This is a genomic window from Frankia sp. CcI156 (assembly GCF_001983015.1).
In the GTDB taxonomy this organism is placed as follows: domain Bacteria; phylum Actinomycetota; class Actinomycetes; order Frankiales; family Frankiaceae; genus Frankia; species Frankia casuarinae.
The window spans coordinates 93653-112994 of sequence record NZ_MOMD01000022.1; the positions used below are offsets into that span (position 1 = coordinate 93653).

At 69.8% G+C, this 19342-nt stretch carries 14 protein-coding genes, 2 tRNA genes and 1 pseudogene; 6 read left to right on the plus strand and 11 right to left on the minus strand.

Translation table 11 applies throughout. The annotated features are described in order from the left end of the window. Positions 1 to 53 precede the first annotated feature (53 nt). Positions 54 to 932: a 2-phospho-L-lactate guanylyltransferase gene (gene cofC / locus CcI156_RS10425; protein ID WP_371681794.1), complete on the plus strand. Its 879-nt coding sequence runs from the start codon at positions 54 to 56 to the stop codon at positions 930 to 932. Here cofC and CcI156_RS10430 read toward each other — a convergent pair. Next, positions 869 to 3232, minus strand: a pseudogene (locus CcI156_RS10430) (putative bifunctional diguanylate cyclase/phosphodiesterase); the annotation flags it as partial. The gene cofC and the pseudogene CcI156_RS10430 sit on opposite strands and share 64 nt — an antisense overlap. A gap of 314 nt (positions 3233 to 3546) precedes the next feature. On the opposite strand from CcI156_RS10430, the gene CcI156_RS10435 reads away from it, so the two are divergent. Next, entirely contained in the window at positions 3547 to 5748 is a 2202-nt protein-coding gene (locus CcI156_RS10435; RefSeq protein WP_076805444.1) for an RNA degradosome polyphosphate kinase, read from the plus strand. Positions 5749 to 5769: 21 nt separating this feature from the next. On the opposite strand, the gene CcI156_RS10440 is transcribed toward CcI156_RS10435, so the two are convergent. The 3 genes from CcI156_RS10440 to leuC form a co-directional block, all read right to left on the minus strand. Next, positions 5770 to 6054, minus strand: coding sequence for an HU family DNA-binding protein (locus tag CcI156_RS10440; protein WP_076805445.1), 285 nt, complete (start codon positions 6052 to 6054; stop codon positions 5770 to 5772). A 517-nt stretch (positions 6055 to 6571) separates the two neighbouring features. Continuing rightward, on the minus strand, positions 6572 to 7159 hold the full coding sequence (gene leuD / locus CcI156_RS10445; RefSeq protein WP_076805446.1) for a 3-isopropylmalate dehydratase small subunit: 588 nt from the start codon (positions 7157 to 7159) through the stop codon (positions 6572 to 6574). Positions 7160 to 7242: 83 nt separating this feature from the next. After that, complete coding sequence (gene leuC / locus CcI156_RS10450; protein ID WP_076805447.1) at positions 7243 to 8640, minus strand: 3-isopropylmalate dehydratase large subunit; 1398 nt, start codon at positions 8638 to 8640, stop codon at positions 7243 to 7245. Between the two features lie 91 nt (positions 8641 to 8731). Between leuC and CcI156_RS10455 the strand changes: the two genes are divergently transcribed. Together CcI156_RS10455 and CcI156_RS10460 are read left to right on the plus strand one after the other, a co-directional pair. Then, a complete protein-coding gene (locus CcI156_RS10455; protein WP_011437998.1) occupies positions 8732 to 9439 on the plus strand; it encodes an IclR family transcriptional regulator in 708 nt (235 codons plus the stop codon). 489 nt (positions 9440 to 9928) lie between these two features. Then, positions 9929 to 12076, plus strand: coding sequence for a serine/threonine-protein kinase (locus CcI156_RS10460; RefSeq protein ID WP_023840239.1), 2148 nt, complete (start codon positions 9929 to 9931; stop codon positions 12074 to 12076). A 109-nt stretch (positions 12077 to 12185) separates the two neighbouring features. Here CcI156_RS10460 and CcI156_RS10465 read toward each other — a convergent pair whose 3' ends face one another. Beyond that, entirely contained in the window at positions 12186 to 13760 is a 1575-nt protein-coding gene (locus CcI156_RS10465) for an ATP-binding protein (protein WP_076805448.1), read from the minus strand. Between the two features lie 201 nt (positions 13761 to 13961). Here CcI156_RS10465 and CcI156_RS10470 point away from each other — a divergent pair, with 201 nt between their 5' ends. Beyond that, the gene (locus CcI156_RS10470) at positions 13962 to 14237 is read left to right on the plus strand and encodes a hypothetical protein (protein ID WP_023840241.1); all 276 of its coding nucleotides are present in this window, start codon (positions 13962 to 13964) and stop codon (positions 14235 to 14237) included. Between the two features lie 119 nt (positions 14238 to 14356). On the opposite strand, the gene CcI156_RS10475 is transcribed toward CcI156_RS10470, so the two are convergent. The 3 genes from CcI156_RS10475 to CcI156_RS10485 all read right to left on the minus strand — a co-directional run bounded on the left by CcI156_RS10475 (position 14357) and on the right by CcI156_RS10485 (position 15556). Continuing rightward, positions 14357 to 14429, minus strand: a tRNA-Glu gene (locus tag CcI156_RS10475). A 107-nt stretch (positions 14430 to 14536) separates the two neighbouring features. Further along, positions 14537 to 14608, minus strand: a tRNA-Gln gene (locus CcI156_RS10480). Between the two features lie 168 nt (positions 14609 to 14776). Continuing rightward, positions 14777 to 15556, minus strand: coding sequence for a fumarylacetoacetate hydrolase family protein (locus tag CcI156_RS10485; RefSeq protein ID WP_076805449.1), 780 nt, complete (start codon positions 15554 to 15556; stop codon positions 14777 to 14779). A gap of 314 nt (positions 15557 to 15870) precedes the next feature. On the opposite strand from CcI156_RS10485, the gene CcI156_RS10490 reads away from it, so the two are divergent. After that, positions 15871 to 16134, plus strand: coding sequence for a hypothetical protein (locus CcI156_RS10490; protein ID WP_011438003.1), 264 nt, complete (start codon positions 15871 to 15873; stop codon positions 16132 to 16134). A 102-nt stretch (positions 16135 to 16236) separates the two neighbouring features. Here the strand turns inward: CcI156_RS10490 and cimA are convergent, their stop codons facing one another. The 3 genes from cimA to CcI156_RS10505 form a co-directional block, all read right to left on the minus strand. Further along, entirely contained in the window at positions 16237 to 17841 is a 1605-nt protein-coding gene (gene cimA / locus CcI156_RS10495; RefSeq protein WP_139341472.1) for a citramalate synthase, read from the minus strand. 235 nt (positions 17842 to 18076) lie between these two features. Then, on the minus strand, positions 18077 to 18754 hold the full coding sequence (locus CcI156_RS10500; RefSeq protein ID WP_076805450.1) for a Crp/Fnr family transcriptional regulator: 678 nt from the start codon (positions 18752 to 18754) through the stop codon (positions 18077 to 18079). Between the two features lie 110 nt (positions 18755 to 18864). Further along, positions 18865 to 19251, minus strand: coding sequence for a cyclic nucleotide-binding/CBS domain-containing protein (locus tag CcI156_RS10505; RefSeq protein WP_023840243.1), 387 nt, complete (start codon positions 19249 to 19251; stop codon positions 18865 to 18867). Between the last annotated feature and the right edge of the window lie 91 nt (positions 19252 to 19342).

Consider the following 19342-nt stretch of genomic DNA (forward strand, 5'->3'; position numbering starts at 1 on the left):
GGCGTTCAGCCCGCGCACGCAGGACCCGGCGCACCGCGGGGTCGGCATGGCCTATGGTCGCCTTCGTGTGGCTCCCACGAAACGGAGTGTCCTGGACGGTCGTGCTGCCGCTGAAGAACCTCACCCGGGCGAAGACCCGGCTGGACCGCCCCGACCGGAGCCGGCTGGCCCTTGCGATGGCCTTGGACACGGTGATGGCGGTACTTGAGTCCGAGACCGATCTGGTCGGCGCCGTGATGATCGTAACGAACGATCGGACGKCCGACCACGCCCTGTCGACTCTCCTCAATTCCCACTATATTGGCGCAGATCAACCGAATCTTTCCCCGGCTGCGAGGAGTGCTCGGCTCGTCGTGATTCCGGACGAACCCGACCGAGGTCTCAATCCCGCTCTGGTGCACGGCGCCGCGCTGGCCTCGGCCCGCTGGCCCACCCGTGCGGTGGCTGCCCTCTCCGCCGACCTTCCCGCGCTGCGCCCCCCCGAGCTGCATCAGGCGCTGTCCGAGGCGAGCCAGCACCGTCGAGCGGTTCTCGCCGACGCGACCGGAACGGGAACCGTTCTGCTGACCGCGTCGGCCGGCGCCACCCTGCAGCCCGCATTCGGACCACACAGTCACGCCACGCACCGTCSCTCCGGAGCGGTGGATCTGACGGGAACCCTCGGTGGCTCGGTACCGGGACTGCGACGTGACGTCGACACGCTGGCGGATCTGGCGCAGGCCCGGGACCTGGGGGTAGGCCGGGCCACCAGGGCGGCGCTGACCGCCGGGTATCACTCCCCGCTCGTGGCGGAGGACTCCGGCGGATCCGGCGGCGAATCGGGCACCTCGGCGGAGTCAGGGCTGTCCGTACCACCGGGGATCGTAGGCGGAACCCAGCGCCGGATCGTGAGCGACGCGAGCGGACCAGGTCGGGCGAAGAAGTATCCCTGACCCAGCTCGCAACCCAGCTCCTCGAGCTCGGCGATCTGTCCTTCCCGCTCGATGCCCTCGGCCACGACGACGGCACCGAGGGCGTGCGCGAGACTGATCATCGATCGACGCATCGTCGCCACCCGGTGTCCGTCCCTGGGCGGTGGTTCGAGCAGCGTCCGATCGAGCTTCACGACGTCCACCGGCAGTTGATGGAGGGCGGCCAATGTGCTGTGGCCGGCACCGACATCGTCGAGCGCGACCGCCACCCCCAGCGCACGAACCTCGTTCAACACCTCGCGTGCGCCGCGCAGATCGTCAATCCGGCTCGTTTCGGTGATCTCGACCACCAGCCTGCCCGGGTCGAACCGACTGGCCGCCAGCGCCTGGGCGACGCTGTCGAGCAGCGTGGTGTCGGCGATCCTGCTGGCTGAGACGTTCACGTGCAGCCGCAGTGCCGAGGCCGGGTACGCCACGGCGACCTCCGCGCAGGCCTGGGTGAGGACCATGTCGTCGAGGGCGCCGACGATGCCGCCGTCCTCCGCGGCCGCGACAAAGGTGCCCGGTGGCACCGGTCCACGCCCCGRCTCCGTCCATCGGGCGAGGGCCTCCAGGGCGACCGGACTGCGATCGCGCAGCCGCACGATGGGCTGGTAGTGCACGTCGAAGCCGGCCGACCGTCCTCCCYTGCGCAGGGCGGTGGCCAAGGCGTCGGCGAGGTGCGTGCCGGCGCTGGGCGGGCACAGTCCGGGCCGGTAGACCACCAGACGGTTCTTTCCCGTTCGTTTTGCCGTGTGGACGGCCGTGTCGGCCCGCCGGAGCAGCGCCTCGGTGGTCTCCTGGGTCCGGCACGCGACGACCAGCCCCACACTCCCGCGGACCGGCCAGAGGTGACCGGCGGCCTGCGCCGGCTGGCGCAGCGCGGCCAGGACCCGTTCGGCGACGGTCTCGGGCAGTTCCCGCCCACCGTCCAACAGCACGGCGAACTCGTCGGAGCCGAGCCTCGCCACGGTGTCCGACGTGCCTACGCAGTGTCGTAGCCGTTGCCCGACCGCGCGCAGCAGATGATCACCTGYGGCGTGCCCGAGGCTGTCGTTGACGACCCGKAAGTCGTCGAGGTCGCAGTACAGGACGGCCACGTCACGGCCGTCGTGGCGGCTCGCGGCGAGGGCGTCGGTGAGCCGCTGGTGGAACAGGGTGCGGTTGGCCAGCTCGGTCAACGGGTCATGGGATGTCCAGTGCCGCACCTCGTGCTCGGCCTCGCCGACCCGGCTCGCCAACCGCTGACTCACCCGCAGGGTCGTCAGCTGCCGGACGAGGACGGTGAGGACGAGCGTCGCACCCCCGATAATCTCGACCGGATCGAGAATGACTCCGCCGTGGGCCCGCCCCAGCAGAAGCGCCGCGACCACGGCCGCGGCGACATAGGGGACCGCCGGCCACAGYCATCCGAGCAGTTCGCCGTGAACGGGCCACCGGCGAGACCGGCGGCCGTCCTCCCAGCCGTTCTCCCGGCCGTCCCCCCGGCCGGCACGCGATGCCGCAAGGACGATCAACAGGGCACCGGCGACCGAGCAGGAACCCGTCATCGTGGGATCCCTGCCGTCGAGCTGAACGATCCATACGCCGGCGACCGCGAGGCACACCAGTCCGGTTCCGGCGATCGCGACGGCGGGCAGGTCCACCGGTTGCCGGAAGCCTGCCACGTGCAGGAATGCGATGATCAATAGCAGCACGACGATCGGATGCGCAACCGCGAGGAGATGCTCCACCGGCTGCGGCGGGCGGGAGGAGTCCACTTCGTCGATCCCGGCGAGCACCCCGGACCAGGCGAGCAGGAACAGGGAGTTGCCGAGTATGACCTCGTCGAACGCGGTGGCCGGACTGGCGCGCGGGTAGGCGGCGGCCACCCCCTCGCCGCCCGCCCCGGCGACGCGGGTGAGCCGCGAGGAACTCGGCGGCCAGCGGTGGGTGCCCCCGGCGAGGCCGGCCATCCCTGCCGGCGCCAGCACGCCCGCGCGCGGTCGTGATCGACGCGCCCGACCCGCGGGAACAGCCGCGAAGGCGGCGAGTGCGAGGACCGGCATGGCGAGTTGGCCGGCGTCGGTGAGATACSCGGCATCCGTCGCCGTCCGCCCTCCGACCGATGCCCCGTCCCAGCGGTGCAGCATCCATCCGGCCTGTCCAACCGTCCAGGTCGCCAGCGCGAAGGACAGCCACACCAACCAGCGGCCCCGTACTCGACCGAGACGGCGACCGGCCCGGGCACAACTCAGTGTCGCGGTCAGGCCCGCGGCGATCGCGGCGGCGTCGACGAGCATCCCTCGTCCCGCCCTCCTCCCCCTGTGCTGGCCGCCTGGGGCAGTCGGCCGCCTGGGGCAGAGGGATCCGACCGGACCACGGAAACGGCCCGCTACATCACGATAAGGTACAAACGAGCGCGACGGCGCTTCTCGGCACCGTAGCGCGTGATCGCTATATCACAAAGAGTAGGCGAATACTTCGCGTGCCRCGCGGTCTCTGCCAGTGTCCGGATCGGGGTCAGACCGGCGATGCGGGTCCCGCCCGGCCCCCGCTGCCAGAGATGCCACATCGATGCTGCCGAGTCCATCGGGGACTGGCACCATCTACAGGCATGAGCGAGCTGATGGCGACCCGTCCTGAACAGCCTCAGCGCAAGGCCCGCAGTGGCCTGCTCGAGCCCCTGGAGGCGCCGCGTCAGCCGGCGCCGTCCGACCTGCCCGCCGGCCGCTTCATCAACCGGGAGGCGTCCTGGCTCGACTTCAACGCCCGGGTCCTCGCGCTCGCCGWGGACGTGTCCACGCCCCTGCTGGAGCGCGCGAAGTTCCTAGCGATCTTCGCCAGCAACCTGGACGAGTTCTACATGGTCCGGGTCGCGGGGCTGATGCGACGCGAGGCGACGGGACTGGCCGTCCGCTCCGCCGACGGGCTGACCGCCCGGGAACAACTCGATCTCATCAGCACGATGACGGCCGAGGTCACCCGGCGGCATTCGCGATGCTTCACCGACGAGGTGGGGCCGTCGCTGGCCCATGCCGGGATCAGCATCCGGTTCTGGCCCCAGCTGACCGAGACCCAGCGTGATCAGCTGCACCACTACTTCCACGAACAGATCTTCCCGGTGCTCACTCCCCTCGCCGTCGATCCGGCGCACCCCTTCCCCTACATCAGCGGGCTGTCGCTCAATCTGGCCGTCCAGGTCCGTGACCCGGGCGGGGAGGTCGACCGCTTCGCCCGGGTGAAGGTGCCCCAGAACGTTCCTCGGCTGGTCCCCGTAGCGGTGGAGCCTACCGACACGGCCGGTGTCCCGGGGGGTCTGGCCCCCCAGGCGAGCGCATGCTTCGTCCCGCTGGAGGAAGTGATCGCTGCCCATCTCTCCCAGCTGTTCCCGGGCATGGAAGTGATCGACTCCCATCTGTTCCGGGTCACCCGCAACGCCGACCTCGAAGTCGAGGAGGACGAGGCGGAGGATCTGCTCCAGGCTCTGGAGCGCGAGCTCGCCCGGCGCCGGTTCGGTCCCGCCGTCCGCCTGGAAGTGGACGCCGACATCGATGATGATCTGCTCACCCTGCTGATGCGGGAGCTGGAGATCACCGAGCGCGAGGTACATCGGGTCGCCGGCCTGCTCGACCTGTCGACCCTGTGGGCTCTCTACGACCTCGACCGCCCGGAGCTGAAAGATACGCCGCGGGTCCCGATCACACATCGGCGGCTSACGACCGATGACGGCGAGACACCGGACTTCTTCAGCGTGCTCCGGGAGGGCGACATCCTCGTCCACCACCCRTACGACTCGTTCACCACGTCCGTTCAGCGGTTCATCGAGCAGGCGGCGGCCGATCCGCATGTTCTCGCCATCAAGCAGACGCTCTATCGCACGTCCGGGGACTCCCCCATCGTGGATGCCCTCATCGGCGCGGCCGAGGCGGGAAAGCAGGTCGTCGTCCTCGTCGAGATCAAGGCCCGGTTCGACGAGAGCGCCAACATCCGCTGGGCCCGCGAGCTGGAACGGGCCGGCTGCCACGTGGTCTACGGTCTCATCGGCCTGAAGACCCACTGCAAGACCTGCCTCGTGGTACGCCAGGAACGCGGCGGCCTGCGCCGCTACTGCCATGTGGGTACCGGCAACTACAACCCCAAGACCGCTCGGCTCTACGAGGACCTCGGGCTGCTGAYCGCCGACCCGGGCGTGGGCGCGGATCTCACCGACCYGTTCAACGTCCTCACCGGCTACAGCCGACAGACGGAGTACCGCTCGCTGTTGGTCGCCCCGCAGCACATGCGGGACGGCATCCTGCAGCGGATCGAAGCCGAGGCCCAGGCTGCCCGGGGGGGCGGGGAGTCCGGGATCCGCATCAAGGTCAACAGCCTTGTCGACGAACAGGTGATCGACGCGCTGTATCACGCCTCCATCGCCGGGGTACCCGTGCACTGCCTGGTCCGCGGGATCTGCGCCCTACGTCCCGGAGTGCCGGGCCTGTCGGAGACGGTCCACGTGCGCTCGATCCTGGGGCGGTTCCTGGAGCACAGCCGGGTCCTCGAGTTCACCTCGTCTGGCGAGTTCTGGATCGGCAGCGCGGACATGATGCACCGCAATCTCGACCGCCGTATCGAGGCACTCGTGCGCGTCCCGCACCCGGACCGGCGAGACACCCTGCGGCAGATGCTCGACCATGCGTTCTCCGACGAGGTGTCCGCCTGGGTGCTGCAGTCCGACGGCCGCTGGGAACGACGCACGACCGGGCCGGACGACGTTCGCCTGTCGGACTACCAGCACGACCTGATGGCCGACGCCATGCGGCGCGGGCACCGGTAAGCCCGGCGCCCGCACCGATGGTCAGTCGTTGCTCGCCGAGACGCTCGACTTGAACTCGGAGYCGGGCCGGAACTTCGGCACGACCGAGGCAGCGACGTGCACGGGCTCACCCGTCGCCGGGTTACGACCTGTGCGGGCGGCCCGTTCCACCCGCTCGAACACGCCGAAGCCGGTGATGGTCACCTTCTCTCCGCTCGCGACGGCCTCCTGAATGGCGTCGAACACCGCGTCGACGGCCTTGGTGGCGTTCGACCGCCCGCCCTCGATCTGCTGGGCGATGCGGTCAACCAACTGGGACTTGTTCACAACAACCTCCGGACGCCCCCCGCGGGCGCGGGGTGGGGAGCAGATCGGGCATCACACTGCGCTGCACCGTAGGCATCTCCACTGTCGAGGGCAATTCCCGTGAGCGTGTCGCGTCACACAAACCCGCACGTCAACGGGTTCGCTCCGGTGGGCGACGGGATGCGTAGGGTCCGGGCGACATAGCCCGTTCGGCAGATTAATTACGTTCAGTAGCGAGAATTGCCTTCTGGTTTGGGCGCAATGTCACCCTTTGGTAGCCGGATGCCCCCGACATCGCTGATGCCACTCCGATGGGTAGCTACCCGGAAGCCGGCCGCGACAGTCGCTTCATCCCCACAGAGATGGGGAACGCCCCCCCGGCGCACCCGCCACCCATCCCACCTTCCTGAATGTGAGATCCGACACGCACCACCGTGAACCCCCGACCGAGACCGGATCCGACTCCGTCCCCGCGGATGGTGCGGTGCTCGGGAACCGGCGCATCCGGACGCCGGTGGCCGGGTGACAGCCCCGGGCGTTAGGCGGTGGTCGGCGACCAGGCGGGCCGACCGGCCTCGAAAGAGGTGATCATATCTTCGTGGCGAAGGGTCAGCCCGACGTCGTCGAGCCCCTCCATCAACCGCCAGCGGGTGAAGTCGTCGAGGTCGAAGGTGGCCACCAGCCCCGCGCCCCGGACCTCGCGCGCGACGAGATCGACAGTGATCTCGATCGTGGGATCGGCCTCGACCGCGGACGTGAGTGCCTCGACCGTCTCAGCCGACAGCTGCACCGGCAACAGGCCGTTGCCGAGGGCGTTGCCGCGGAAGATGTCCGCGAACCGGGGSGAGAGCACGRCACGGAACCCGTAGTCCTGCAGCGCCCAGACGGCGTGCTCCCGCGAGGAACCGGTGCCGAAGTCCGAGCCGGCCAGTAGGATCGACGCCGCGGCGTACGCTGGTTCGTTCAGCACGAAGCCGTCGTCGGCGCGCCACTGCGCGAACAGGCCGGCGCCAAATCCCGTCCGCTCGATCCGCTTGAGCCACTCACTTGGAATGATCTGATCGGTGTCGACGTCGCTGCGGCGCAGCGGCACCGCGCGCCCGGTGTGAATCGTGAACGCCTCCATCGCGGAAACGCTCCCCTCTCAAAGAAGTCGTGGATGAACGACGGTCGCCGTCGTGCGTGGACCGACGATCCACGCCGGGCGCGCTACAGATCCGCCGGAGCGGTCAGCCGACCGGTCACGGCGGTGGCCGCGGCGACCGCGGGCGAGACGAGATGGGTGCGCCCACCCGGCCCCTGCCGGCCCTCGAAGTTGCGGTTCGACGTCGAGGCACTGCGCTCGCCGGGCCGAAGCGTGTCGGGGTTCATGCCGAGGCACATCGAACAGCCGGCGCTGCGCCACTGCGCTCCCGCCGCTCGGAAGACCTCGTCGAGCCCCTCCGCCTCGGCCTGCGCCTTCACCGCCATGGAGCCGGGAACGATCAGGACCCGGACCCCCTCGCTCAYCCGCCGGCCGCGCAGCACGTCGGCGGCGGCGCGCAGGTCACTCAGGCGCCCGTTGGTGCACGATCCGATGAACACCGTGTCGACGGTGACGTCGGACAACGGGGTGCCGGGGGTGAGGCCCATGTAGGTCAGCGCTCGTTCGACCGAGGCCCGCGCGGCCGCGTCCGGGTAGTCGGMGGGCGCGGGAACCAGCGATCCGAGCGGTGCGGCCTGGCCCGGGTTGGTTCCCCAGGTGACGTAGGGCGTGAGGCTCGCGGCATCGATCACGACCTCCCGGTCGAAGACCGCGTCGGAGTCGGAGGCGAGGGTGCGCCAGTAGGCCACCGCTTCCTCCCAGGCAGCACCGGTGGCGACACGCGGCCGCCCGGCGAGATACTCGAACGTGACGTCGTCGGGCGCAATCATCCCGGCGCGCGCGCCGGCCTCGATGGACATGTTGCAGACCGTCATCCGGCCCTCCATCGACAGGGCCCGGATCGCCGCACCGCGGTACTCGATGACGTGGCCGGCACCACCGCCGGTACCGATCCGCGCAATGATCGCCAGGATGAGATCCTTCGCGCTGACCCCGACGGGCAGGTCGCCCGCCACGGTGATCGCCATCGTCTTCGGCCTGCGCTGCGGCAGCGTCTGGGTCGCGAGGACGTGCTCGACCTGGCTGGTGCCGATCCCGAAGGCCAGCGCCCCGAACGCGCCATGGGTGGAGGTGTGGCTGTCACCGCAGACGATCGTCATGCCGGGCTGGGACAGCCCGAGCTGGGGGCCGACGACGTGCACGATGCCCTGGCCCGGGTCGTTCATCGGGTACAGCCGCACGCCGAACTCGGCGCAGTTCTTCCGCAGCGCCTCCACCYGGGCCGCCGAGATCGGATCGGCGATCGGCGCCAGCGTGTCGGTGGTGGGGACGTTGTGATCCTCGGTAGCGAGGGTCAGCTCCGGAYGCCGCACGGGCCGCCCGGCCAGCCGCAGGGCCTCGAACGCCTGCGGCGAGGTGACCTCGTGAACCAGGTGCAGATCGATGTACAGCAGATCCGGTTCACCGTCGGCGCGCCGCACCACGTGGGCGTCCCAGACCTTTTCCGCAAGTGTGCGCCCCATGGGCAACCCATTCTCCCCTCTTCTGGCGTGGTGATGAGTTTCCCTCTCCCACAGCTTGTTGTCTCATGATGTGGGATGACAGTATCAATGTGTGAAACAGCTTAGCGGAGTCGGAGTCCTGGACAAAGCAGCCCTCGTGCTGACCGCCGTCGAGGCGGGACCGGCGTCACTGGCTGATCTGGTGGCCCGAACCGGGCTCACCCGCGCGACGGCGCATCGGCTGGCACAGGCTCTCGAGGTCCACCGCCTGCTCGGCCGGACCGCCGACGGCCGCTTCGTCTCCGGGCCGCGGCTCGCCGCGGGGACCCCGACCCCCTTGCCGTGGGACCTGCTGGATCGGGCCGGCCGGGTTCTCGCCGAGCTTCGTGAGGTGACCGGAGAAAGTGCCCAGCTCTATGTGCGGCGCGGGGCCCTGCGCCACTGCGTCGCCGCCTCCGAACGCGCCAGCGGCCTGCGCGACACCGTGCCCGTCGGCGCCGCACTCCCGATGACCGCGGGGTCCGGTGCTCAGGTCCTCCTCGCCTTCGCGGCGCATCCCGAGCCGGAACTGCTCGCCGGAGCCCTGTTCGACGAAGCTGTCCTCCGCCGGGTGCGCGATCGTGGCTGGGCGGAGAGCATCGGGGAACGCGAGAGGGGGTTGGCGTCCGTGTCCGCCCCGGTGCACGATGGCACGGGAACGGTGATCGCGGCAGTGTCCCTGTCGGGACCGGTGGAGCGGCTCACCCGGTCGCCGGGGCGCCGGCACCGCGCGGCGGTCCTCGCCGCGGCGGCCCGGCTCTCGACACCGGCCGTCGGCTGACACACCACTCGTCTATATCCACTCGCCTGCATCCACCCGCCACCAACCGCCGGCCACCGGACGTCGGCCACCAACCGGTGGACCACCGCAACTTTTCCCCGGCCACAAAACACGCGACCGGACCTTTTCGTCGGCCGTTCTTGCCATTCGCCATTTTGAATCCCCCATTCGGACCCCACGCCCGCGACTGCCCGGGCTACATCTGCCGGTGGCGGGCGGCGGCTCCACCGCGCAGGGGTATCCCCCGCCGCGCGGCTTCGCCGCCCTACGTCGTAGCCTGTTCGAGTCGTCCGTCTCGGATGATCGGAACAGTAGGCCGGATGACCCATGCGGGTATTGGCATCTAGTGCAAGCGATACAGCTCGCCCGCGCACTGGTGCGCTCGTCCGGATGACGCTGCGGGCTCCGCCCACGGGCCGCCGCCGCCCGCAGCGGCGCCGTCGTAGGTTCGGCCGCCCCGGGCGGCGCCAAAGAAGGGGACAACGCGCGGTGCGCAAACTGGGTTCGCGGTACGTGCTGCACGAGATACTCGGGCAGGGTACGACCGGCCAGGTCTGGCGGGGCGCCGCCGTCTCGGGCGGTGCTCCCGTGGCCATCAAGGTGCTGCGCCCCGAGCTCGCCGACGATCCCGAGATCGTGGAGCGCTTCCTGCGTGAATGGGACCTTCTGATCGACCTCGACAGCCCGGATCTCGTCGCCGTACGCGATCTGGTGAACGAACCCGACGTGCTCGCCATAGTCATGGATCTGGTTGACGGTCCCGACCTGCGGACCCATCTGCGCGAGTTCGGGCCTCGACCGGTGGAGGAGGCGGTCCGGCTCGTCGTCGGCACCCTGTGGGCGCTCGACAGCGTGCACGCCGCCGGCGTCGTCCACCGGGACGTCAAACCCGAGAACATACTCATCGACACTTCCGATCCGGCTCATCCGATCGTGCGCCTGACCGACTTCGGGATCGCCCAGATGATCAATGGTTCGTCCCGGACCAGCGTCACCGGGCCGATCGGGACCCCGCTCTACATGGCTCCCGAGCTGAGCACGGGCGCGCCACCCACCCCGGCAGCGGACGTGTACTCGGCGGGAGTCGTGCTGTACGAGCTTCTCGCGGGTTCRCCGCCGTTCGACTCCCCCAACCCGGCCGAGCTCCTGCAGGCGCACCGCGAAAAACAGCCCCAGCCCATCCAGGGTGTGCCGGCGCCGGTGTGGGGTGTGCTGGCCGGAATGCTCGCCAAGTCCCCGAGGGGGCGGCCCGTGAGCGCCGCCGACGCGGCCGAGGACCTGGTCGAGGCGCTCGAGGCCAGCCGTTGGGGGGGCGGCTACGCGTCCAGGCCAGGCAGCCATGCCGAGCATGACAACCGAATCCAGCTCTCCGCACTCGCCGGCGCGTCCGCGGCCCGAAGCGCGGATCATTCCCCCGCCACGGGAACGCAGCGCGTGGTGCGCTCCGCCGCCGTGGCCGCGGCGGGGGGCGCGGGATGCGTGGTCGGGGCGGGCGACGCGGTCGGCGCAGCCGCCTGGTCCGACCTGGAGCACACGCAGATCGCGGGCAGTCCGCTGACCACCGCCACGAAGGCCGGTGGCACGCAGGCCGGTGGACGGGAGGGCGGCGTCGAGCGCACCCGGATGGCCCCGGCCACCGGCGGCCGGGGAGGGTGGGACGGTGACGCCCCGACCGGCATGCAGCCGGCGCTGCGGGTCCCGGCCCGCTCCGACGCCCCGGCCGCGGACACGAACACAGTCATGTCGGCGATCCCGGCGAACCACCAACCCGGCCCCCCGATCGGTGGGGCCGCGGCCGCCTCGCGGGCGGCTGCCGACCGGCGGCGGCGTAGCCGGATCGCGGCGGGTGCGGGCCTTGTCGTCGCCCTCGTCGCCGGTGCCGGCGGCTGGGCGCTCGCCTCCAGCGGGGGCACCGGCGCGGAACTGAGCGCGGACGGTCCCGGCGGGGTGTCCGCCGCGGCGGCCTCGGGCGGTTCCGGCTTCGGAACCAGCGGAGCCGCTCCGGGCGTGGCCGTTGGGGTCAACCCGACGAGCCTCTCCGGGGGCGGGGCGACCCCGCGGCCCAGCGCGAAGGGATCTCCCTCTCCCGGCGCCGGCACGGCGCCTGCGGCCAGCCCCACGGGGGCCACGCCGACGAACAGCCCGACGGCGCGGAGCAGCCCGTCCCCGTCACCCACCGACGACGGCACGGCGACCGTTCCCAACACCGAGGGCAGCTCGTTCACCACGGCGGAGAACACCCTGAAATCGGCGGGCTTCACGAACCTCAGTAAGGCCTTCGGGTGCTACGGCGCCGGTGCGGTCGACACCGTCGCGCACCAGTCCCCGAAGTCGGGGAAGATTGCCAAAACAGCCACGATTAACCTGCAGGTTGAGGATTGCGCGCAGGTACCCGGCGTCATCGGAATGACCGAGTCGGACGCCAAGTGGCAGCTCACCCTCGCCGGTTTCACCTCCACCGCGGTCAACGGGTCATGCAGCAACAGCGAGACCAGCAAGGTGTCGGCGTACTCCCCCACCGGACAGCGTCCACGCCATTCCACGACGGTGACGTTGACCCTGGCCTGCACCAAGCCCCCAGCGTCCGCCCCGGCCCCGACCCCCACATCGACATCGACATCGACGGCCAGGACCTGAACGCCTGACCATCGGGCCGCCGGCGGGGCAGGTCCCGGCGCCTTCCCGGCACGGGGATCAGCCCCGCACGGGGATCAGCCCGGCGCGGGGAACGGTCTTCCCGCCCCGCTCAGCCGAAACGGTCCATGGGCAACGAGCGGATGTCGTCCCGGGAACCAGCGAGTGGCCCGCCGGTAAGCCGTGGCTTACCCGGCTCCTCGTCAACCCGGATACTGCGCGGCAGGGGCATCGGAACCGGTAGTTCCGCCTCAGGCTCCGGCGCGAGCGCCGCCAGGCTGGTCGCYGCCCACAGGTCCACCTCGACGATGATCTCGCCGTTCTCCGAGGACATCCGCAGCCGTCCCCCGTGTACCTCGACGAGGCGTCGCACGACATAGAGCCCCATGCCGGCCCCGTCCGTGGGGCGGGTCGCCGTGCTGTCCCGCTGGGTGAACGGTTCGAAGAGCTGGYGGATGGTGTCGGGGTCGAGATCGGGCCCGGGATTGCGGACGCGCAGGACGACCTCGTCGCCCACCCGGCCGGCGATGAGCCGTACCGGCGCTCCCGGCCAGGAGTGCACCAGCGCGTTGTCGACGAGGTTCGCGACCACCTGGATGAGGGCCTGCCGGRCCATCCGCACCGGCAGCTCTGGCGGAAGATCCACCGTCACGCTGCTTGGCGACCCGGCGTACGAGAGCGTGGCGAGCACGTGCCGGACGACCTCCGGCAGATCGGCGATGGTGGTCTCGTCCGTGCCGGTGGCCGTGGCGGCCGTGAGCATGTTCTCCAGCAGGCGGGAGAGGCGATCGGAGTAGTTCACCGCCGCATCGAGCAGATCGTCGAGCTGGGCGTCCGAGAGCCGGTCGCGACGGCGCTTGATGGTCAGCAGGTTTCCGCGGATACCGGTCAGTGGCGTGCGGAACTCGTGCGACACCGTCGCAACCAGGTCGCTGCGGATCCTGTCGGTCTCCTCCAACCGGGCCATCAGGCTCTGCTGACCCTCGTAGAGCTGCTGCCGGTAGTGCTCCACCCGGCGGCGGGACTGCTCGTTGTAGTGCCAGAAGACCATCTGTGCGCAGGCAAGGGCGAAGATGAAGCCGGCGTGCAGGCCGGCCACCAGCCAGGCGTTGTCCAGCAACTCCCCGTCGGCCGAGATGATGTTGCCGATCGCCAGATTGGCGACGAACACGAAGGCGATCGCCAGCAGGTAGACGGTCCACTCCTCGTAGAGCGCGATCAATGCGACGACCACGAAGAAGTGAAAGTACATCGGGGTGAGGCCGCCCGAGAGATGGACGAGGACGACCGAACAGCACAACAGCCCGAGGCTGGCGGCCAGGGCACGGACCCGACGGCGGCCGGGCACCACCGCGGAGGCGAACAGCAGCGCCGGCAGACTGGCCGCCAGAAAGCCGTGCACGAGGCTCAGGTCGCGCCAGATCGCGTAACAGACGATGACCGGCGGGTGCATCGCCAGCACCAGGCACATCAACGTGTGACGGGCTGTCCAGTCCTCGATGGGCAGACCGCGGCCCTGGGGAAGSAGCGAGGTGATGCGCCGGGCAACTCCCGGCAGGACGTCCACCTGCTCCGGTGCCGATCCCGGCGGACGCAGCCGACCAGCATGGCGGGCGGCGCGCCCCACATGCGCACTACCATGCCGACGCCGTGCGCGTTCGGGTGTCGATGGACTGACGGTGGACATCCGCGCAAGTTTGTACCGATCCGGTGCTGGAGCACCATGGTTGTCAAGGGTGGTGTCGCATGGCGACAGTGCCCAGGTTTGACTAGGCCATCTGCACCACCTGGTACCGGGCTCAACGGAGCATGGCGCGGACCTCGCTCTCCCCGCCAGGCTGTGGTCCGCGGGGTGGCCCCGAGACGGCCCCCCATGGAGGAGGACACCGTGCCCTCAGTGGCCCTGACAGCCTCGACCGCTTCCGCGATCGCCCCGTCGACCGCGGGTCGGATCGGCCCGCCGCAGCCGGGTGCCACCGACGATCCCGCGCTGACCGCCGTCATGGCCCGAGCCGCGCGCCCCCAGCTGCGCCTGGTGGCCTCGACCCCGGACACCGAGATCGAAGTGGTCCACGGCCGCGGAGGCCCGGCGTCCTGCGGCTGCCGCGCGTGCACGATGGCCCGCCACCCCGCGGCCATGCTGCGGTTCGAGGTTGTGCGGTAGGCCCGGATCGCGCCCGACATGACRATGGCCCCCGGAGAGGAATCCGGGGGCCATCGATGGTCTTGGTGCGAGGGCGCATCTCTCACCCTCTGCGAAGAATCAAAGATAAAATCACTGTGTAGCCCCGACCGGATTCGAACCGGCGCTACCGCCTTGAGAGGGCGGCGTCCTGGGCCGCTAGACGACGGGGCCAAGACTCTGGTTCTTACTTACGCGCTTACGCGCGTATCACACCATACAGCCGTGTCACACTATACAGCATAGCGGCCAGTTTCAACCGAGCGGTAGATCTGGTGCAGCTGGGGTACCAGGACTCGAACCTAGACTAACGGAGCCAGAATCCGTTGGGCTGCCAATTACCCCATACCCCATGGGCCCTGTCCGGGCGCTGCCTACTGTACCTCATGCAGAGGGCACATCAGCGCGCCGGGGTGCCGATGTACGCCGGTCATCCCCGTCACGTCCCGTGGCTGGGGCATCGGGAACGACCGGCAGCCACCCGATCCACGGCCACCCGGCGGAGGATCGCACCGCGGGCGCTAGCGAGCCGTCACCGGGTTGGTGAGCGTCCCGATGCCCTCGACTGTCACCGCCACCGTCTGCCCCGGTGACATCGGCCCCACGCCCGCGGGCGTTCCGGTCAGCAGCACGTCGCCGGGTAGCAGCGTCATGGCCGACGACAGGTAGGCGATCAACGAGGGGACGTCGCGCAGCAGCAGGCCGGTTCGGGAGCTCTGGCGCAGTTCGCCGTCCAGGGTGGTGCGGATGGGCAGATCCGCCGGGTCGAGATCCGTCTCGATCCAGGGACCGAGGGGGCAGAAGGCGTCATGGCCCTTGGCCCGGGTCCACTGGCCGTCCGCCTTCTGCTGATCGCGAGCGGTCACGTCATTGGCGCAGGTGTAGCCGAGCACCACCTCGAAGGCCCGTTCCACCGGGACGTCACGGCACAGCCGRCCGATGACGATCGCCAGCTCGCCCTCGAAGTCGACCCGCTCGCTGTCCGACGGAAGGATGATCGGATCGCCCGGGCCGGCGACACTGGTGGAGGGCTTGAGGAAGAGGATCGGACGCTGCGGCGGGGTGTCACCGCCCATCTCCTGGACATGGTCGRCATAGTTCTTGCCCACGCAGAGCACCTTGCTCGGCAGCACGGGAGCGAGCAGCCGCACGTCGCCGAGCCCCCGGCGGACGCCGGTGAAGGAGAACGGACCGAACGGATGCGGGGTGATGCCGCGGATCACGGCCGTACCCGCCTCGATCGACCCCTCCACGACCCCGAACCCAGGCTCCGAACCATCGGTAAACCTCGCGATACGCACCCCCAAACCGTACCGAGCCCGCGGAAGGCGCTGACACGACCGGCCGGTGGGCGGCCCCGCCACGCCGCGGGTATGACTTGTATGACCGACATGACCACGGCCGGGGCCTGATCAGGTTCGCCAGAACGGTGACGAGTGACCGAGAATCAGGCCAGAATCCGCGCCTGGTCCACCGCCTGGTCCACYAGCGGATGGCGGCCACCCGGTCCCGCTGTCCTGTACTGACCAGAGCCGACGCGGACGGCCGACATCACCGCGGAGCTACCCGGCAAGCTACCCGGCAGAGGACCGGCAGAAGAAAGGAAAGGAAGACGGTGAGCGAGACCGACACCACCCCCGTCTACGACGTCGGCGCACCCGAGCCGAAGCCGATCGACGAGGAGCTGAGCGTCAAACTGGGCCACCTGGCCGAAGACGCGATCCTGCGGGGTAAACCCAACGGCGACGAGCGGTGCGACAACTGCCTGTACTACCTGGACACCGACAAGGACATCGCCTACTGCTGGCACCCGAAGCTGCGCGTTCTGGTCGGCGGCGACTGGTGGTGCCAGTGGTGGGAGGAGATCCCGCAGGACTGACCGCACGTAGCCGGCGGACCGGCCCGCGGCGGCGGGCTGCTCCGCGGGCGATACGCCGGGCCCCACCCCCGGGCGCGGCCCGCCCGGGGGTGGGGCCCGGCGTCAGGGCGCGACCGGGTCCGGGCTCTCCCCCTGCCGCCGCAGTCCGTAGTCGACAGCGTCCTCCAGGGCCGCCCAGGAGGCTGCGATGATGTTCTCGTCCACGCCGATCGTGTCCCAGCGCTCGCGGCCGTCGCTGGTTCCCAGCAGGACCCGGGTCACCGCGCCGGTCCCCTGCTTGCCGTCGAGGATCCGAACCTTGTAGTCCACCAGGTCCAGATCGGCCAACCCCGGATACGCCTTCTCCAGCGCGTTGCGCAGTGCCGTGTCGAGAGCGTTGACCGGTCCGTTCCCCTCCGCCGTCGCGACGTGGCGTTCGCCGTGCGAGGTGAGCTTCACCGTCGCCTCGCTGGCCACCTCGCCGCCCGGACGCTGCTCGACGATGACGCGCCAGGATTCGAGGGTGTAGAACCGCTGCCGGCCGGTCACCTCGTCGCGCAGCAGGAGTTCGAAGGAGGCCTCCGCGGCCTCGTAGACGTATCCGGCTGCCTCCCGCTCCTTGACCAGGTCCACCACCCGTCCGAGCGCCTCACGCTGGTTCGACAGGTCGAGGCCGAGCTCACGGCCCTTCAGTTCGATGGTCGCCCGACCGGCGAGTTCCGAGACCAGCATCCTCATGTCACTGCCCACGACCGCCGGGTCGATGTGCTGGTACAGGTCCGGATCGACCTTGACGGCACTGGCGTGCAGGCCGGCCTTGTGCGCGAAGGCGCTGGCCCCGACGTACGGCCGGTGCGGGTCGGGCACGGAGTTGGTGACCTCGTCGATCGCGTGAGAGACCCGGACGAGCTCACGCAGCCGCCCGGGCGGCAGCACGGCCCGGTCCAACTTGGTCTCCAGGCCCGCGATGACGCTCAGCAGGTTGGCGTTCCCGCACCGCTCGCCGTAGCCGTTTGCGGTGCCCTGCACGTGGGTGACGCCGGCCTCCACCGCCACCAGGGTGTTCRCGACCGCGCAGTCGGCGTCGTCGTGGCAGTGGATACCGAGCCGGGCGCCGGTTGCGGCGAGGACATCGGCGACGACCGCGCCGATCCGCGTCGGGAGCATGCCGCCGTTCGTGTCGCACAGCACGACGACCTCGGCACCGGCCTCGGCCGCAACGGAGACGACCTCAAGAGCGTAGTCGGGATACACCCGATGGCCGTCGAAGAAGTGCTCGGCGTCAACGAACACCCGCTTTCCCTCCGCGCGCAGATGCGCGACGGTGTCCCGGATCATCGCGAGGTTCTCGGCCGGGGTGGTGCGCAGGGCACGTTCGACATGGCGCAGATCCGACTTGGCGACCAGGMAGACCACCGAGGTCCCCGCGTCCCGAAGCGCCGCCACCTGGGGATCGTCCGCGGCGGCGCGGCCCGCCCGCCKGGTGGCCCCGAAGGCGGTCAGCACGGCGGTCGTCAGGTTCAGTTCGCCGCGCGCCCGGGTGAAGAACTCCGCGTCCTTCGGGTTCGATCCCGGCCAGCCGCCCTCGATGAAACCGACGCCGAGATCGTCCAGGTGACGGGCCACCGCGAGTTTGTCGCCGACCGAGAGCGACAGCCCCTCCTGCTGGGTACCGTCCCGCAATGTCGTGTCATAGACGTGCAGGGAATCGGGATCGTATGGCCGCACGGGGCGCCCCTCCGCAAGGATCTTGGGTCGTTCCGCCCCGGCCAAGCCGAGCGGTCCGGACAACCTCCGGCACGCCGAACCGAGCAGAGTTCGGGAACCTGGGGCCGCCACGCGCCCGGTCCCAGGGGTCAGCGACCGAAGCGCGCGACGGAGACGGGTTCGCCGCCGGGTGACAAGCCTACGATGTAACAGGCCCGACATGTGACGGGTGTGGCGTGCGCCATAGCGGAGGATCTCAGTCCCCCGCGAACCGACGTAGCCGGTCGACCTGCAGGATCGTGATGGTCTGACCTTCCRAGAGGATCCAGGTCCTCCGCTCGAACTCGCGCAACGCCTGGTTCACCGACTGGCGGGAACCGCCGAGCAGCGAGGCGATCTCGGTCTGTGTGAGGCCGAGTTCGATCACTGGACGCCCTGCCTCCCGCATCCGCAGCAGGAGCAACTTGGCCACGCGTCGCGGCAGATCGAGGAAGACGAGGTCGGCATTCGCTCCGGTGAGGCGTCRCACGTGCGCCACCAGTGCTCGGATGAGCTGCTCGGCGACGGCCGGTCGTTCCCGCACGAGTTCCCACACCGCGGTGCGGTCGAGAACCAGCGCGGTACTCGGTTCGAGCGCCTCGACGCCGGCGGACCGGGTCCCCCCTTCGACGATGTTGAGTTCTCCCAGGGTTTCCCGTGGCCCGACAATGTTCAAAACGTGATCACGGCCGTCATCGGCCTTCGTGAGCACCTTCAACCGTCCGGAGGCGACCACCAGAAGGGTGTCAGCGGGTTCKCCTTCCGTGAAGACAACCTGTCCACGCCGGAAACGTCGCGTGACGGCTCGTGTGGCGAGCCGCAACAGGTCCTCCTCCTGCAGTTCCTTCAGCAGCGTGGTCGCTCGGAGCAGGGCGACCGCCTCGTTGTCGTGCATGCGGTGACCGTAGCGCCGTCCGCCTGCCTCATGTTCCCCAACTACCCCGGACGACGGGATCGGATGCGGCGGCAGACCGCAAGCATTCCCGGCGTACGACACAGTCGACATCATACCGTAACATGATGACTACTCCAGCAACGTACCACGTCGCGCATGGAGAGGATTCCGGCTACGCCACCACCCGAGGTAACGATAAGGTGCCGAAAACCACCTCGCAGCATCGCGGCAGCCGCCTCGTCCAAGGACCACTCCGGATCCGCGAAGACGACATCGCGGGTGAGATGGTCACCCGCGATCTCGACATCCGGATCCTGAGCCGCGGCGATCGACCGCAGAACGTCCCGTTCGGTCAGGATCCCGTAGCCCTCGCTGTCCGCATCGTGGACGACCGCGGCACCGACCTTGCGCGCCGCCATCAGCCTCGCCGCCTGGCGAAGCGTGTGCCCCGGGCCGATCATGAGAACAAGGGAACTCATACCCTCCGAAACCCGCACGACGCCCTCCCGACGCTTGTGCATTCGTGAAAACTGCTACTCGCGACGGTAGGCCCTGCCTGCCGTGTTGACCAGAGCACACGATGCTTCG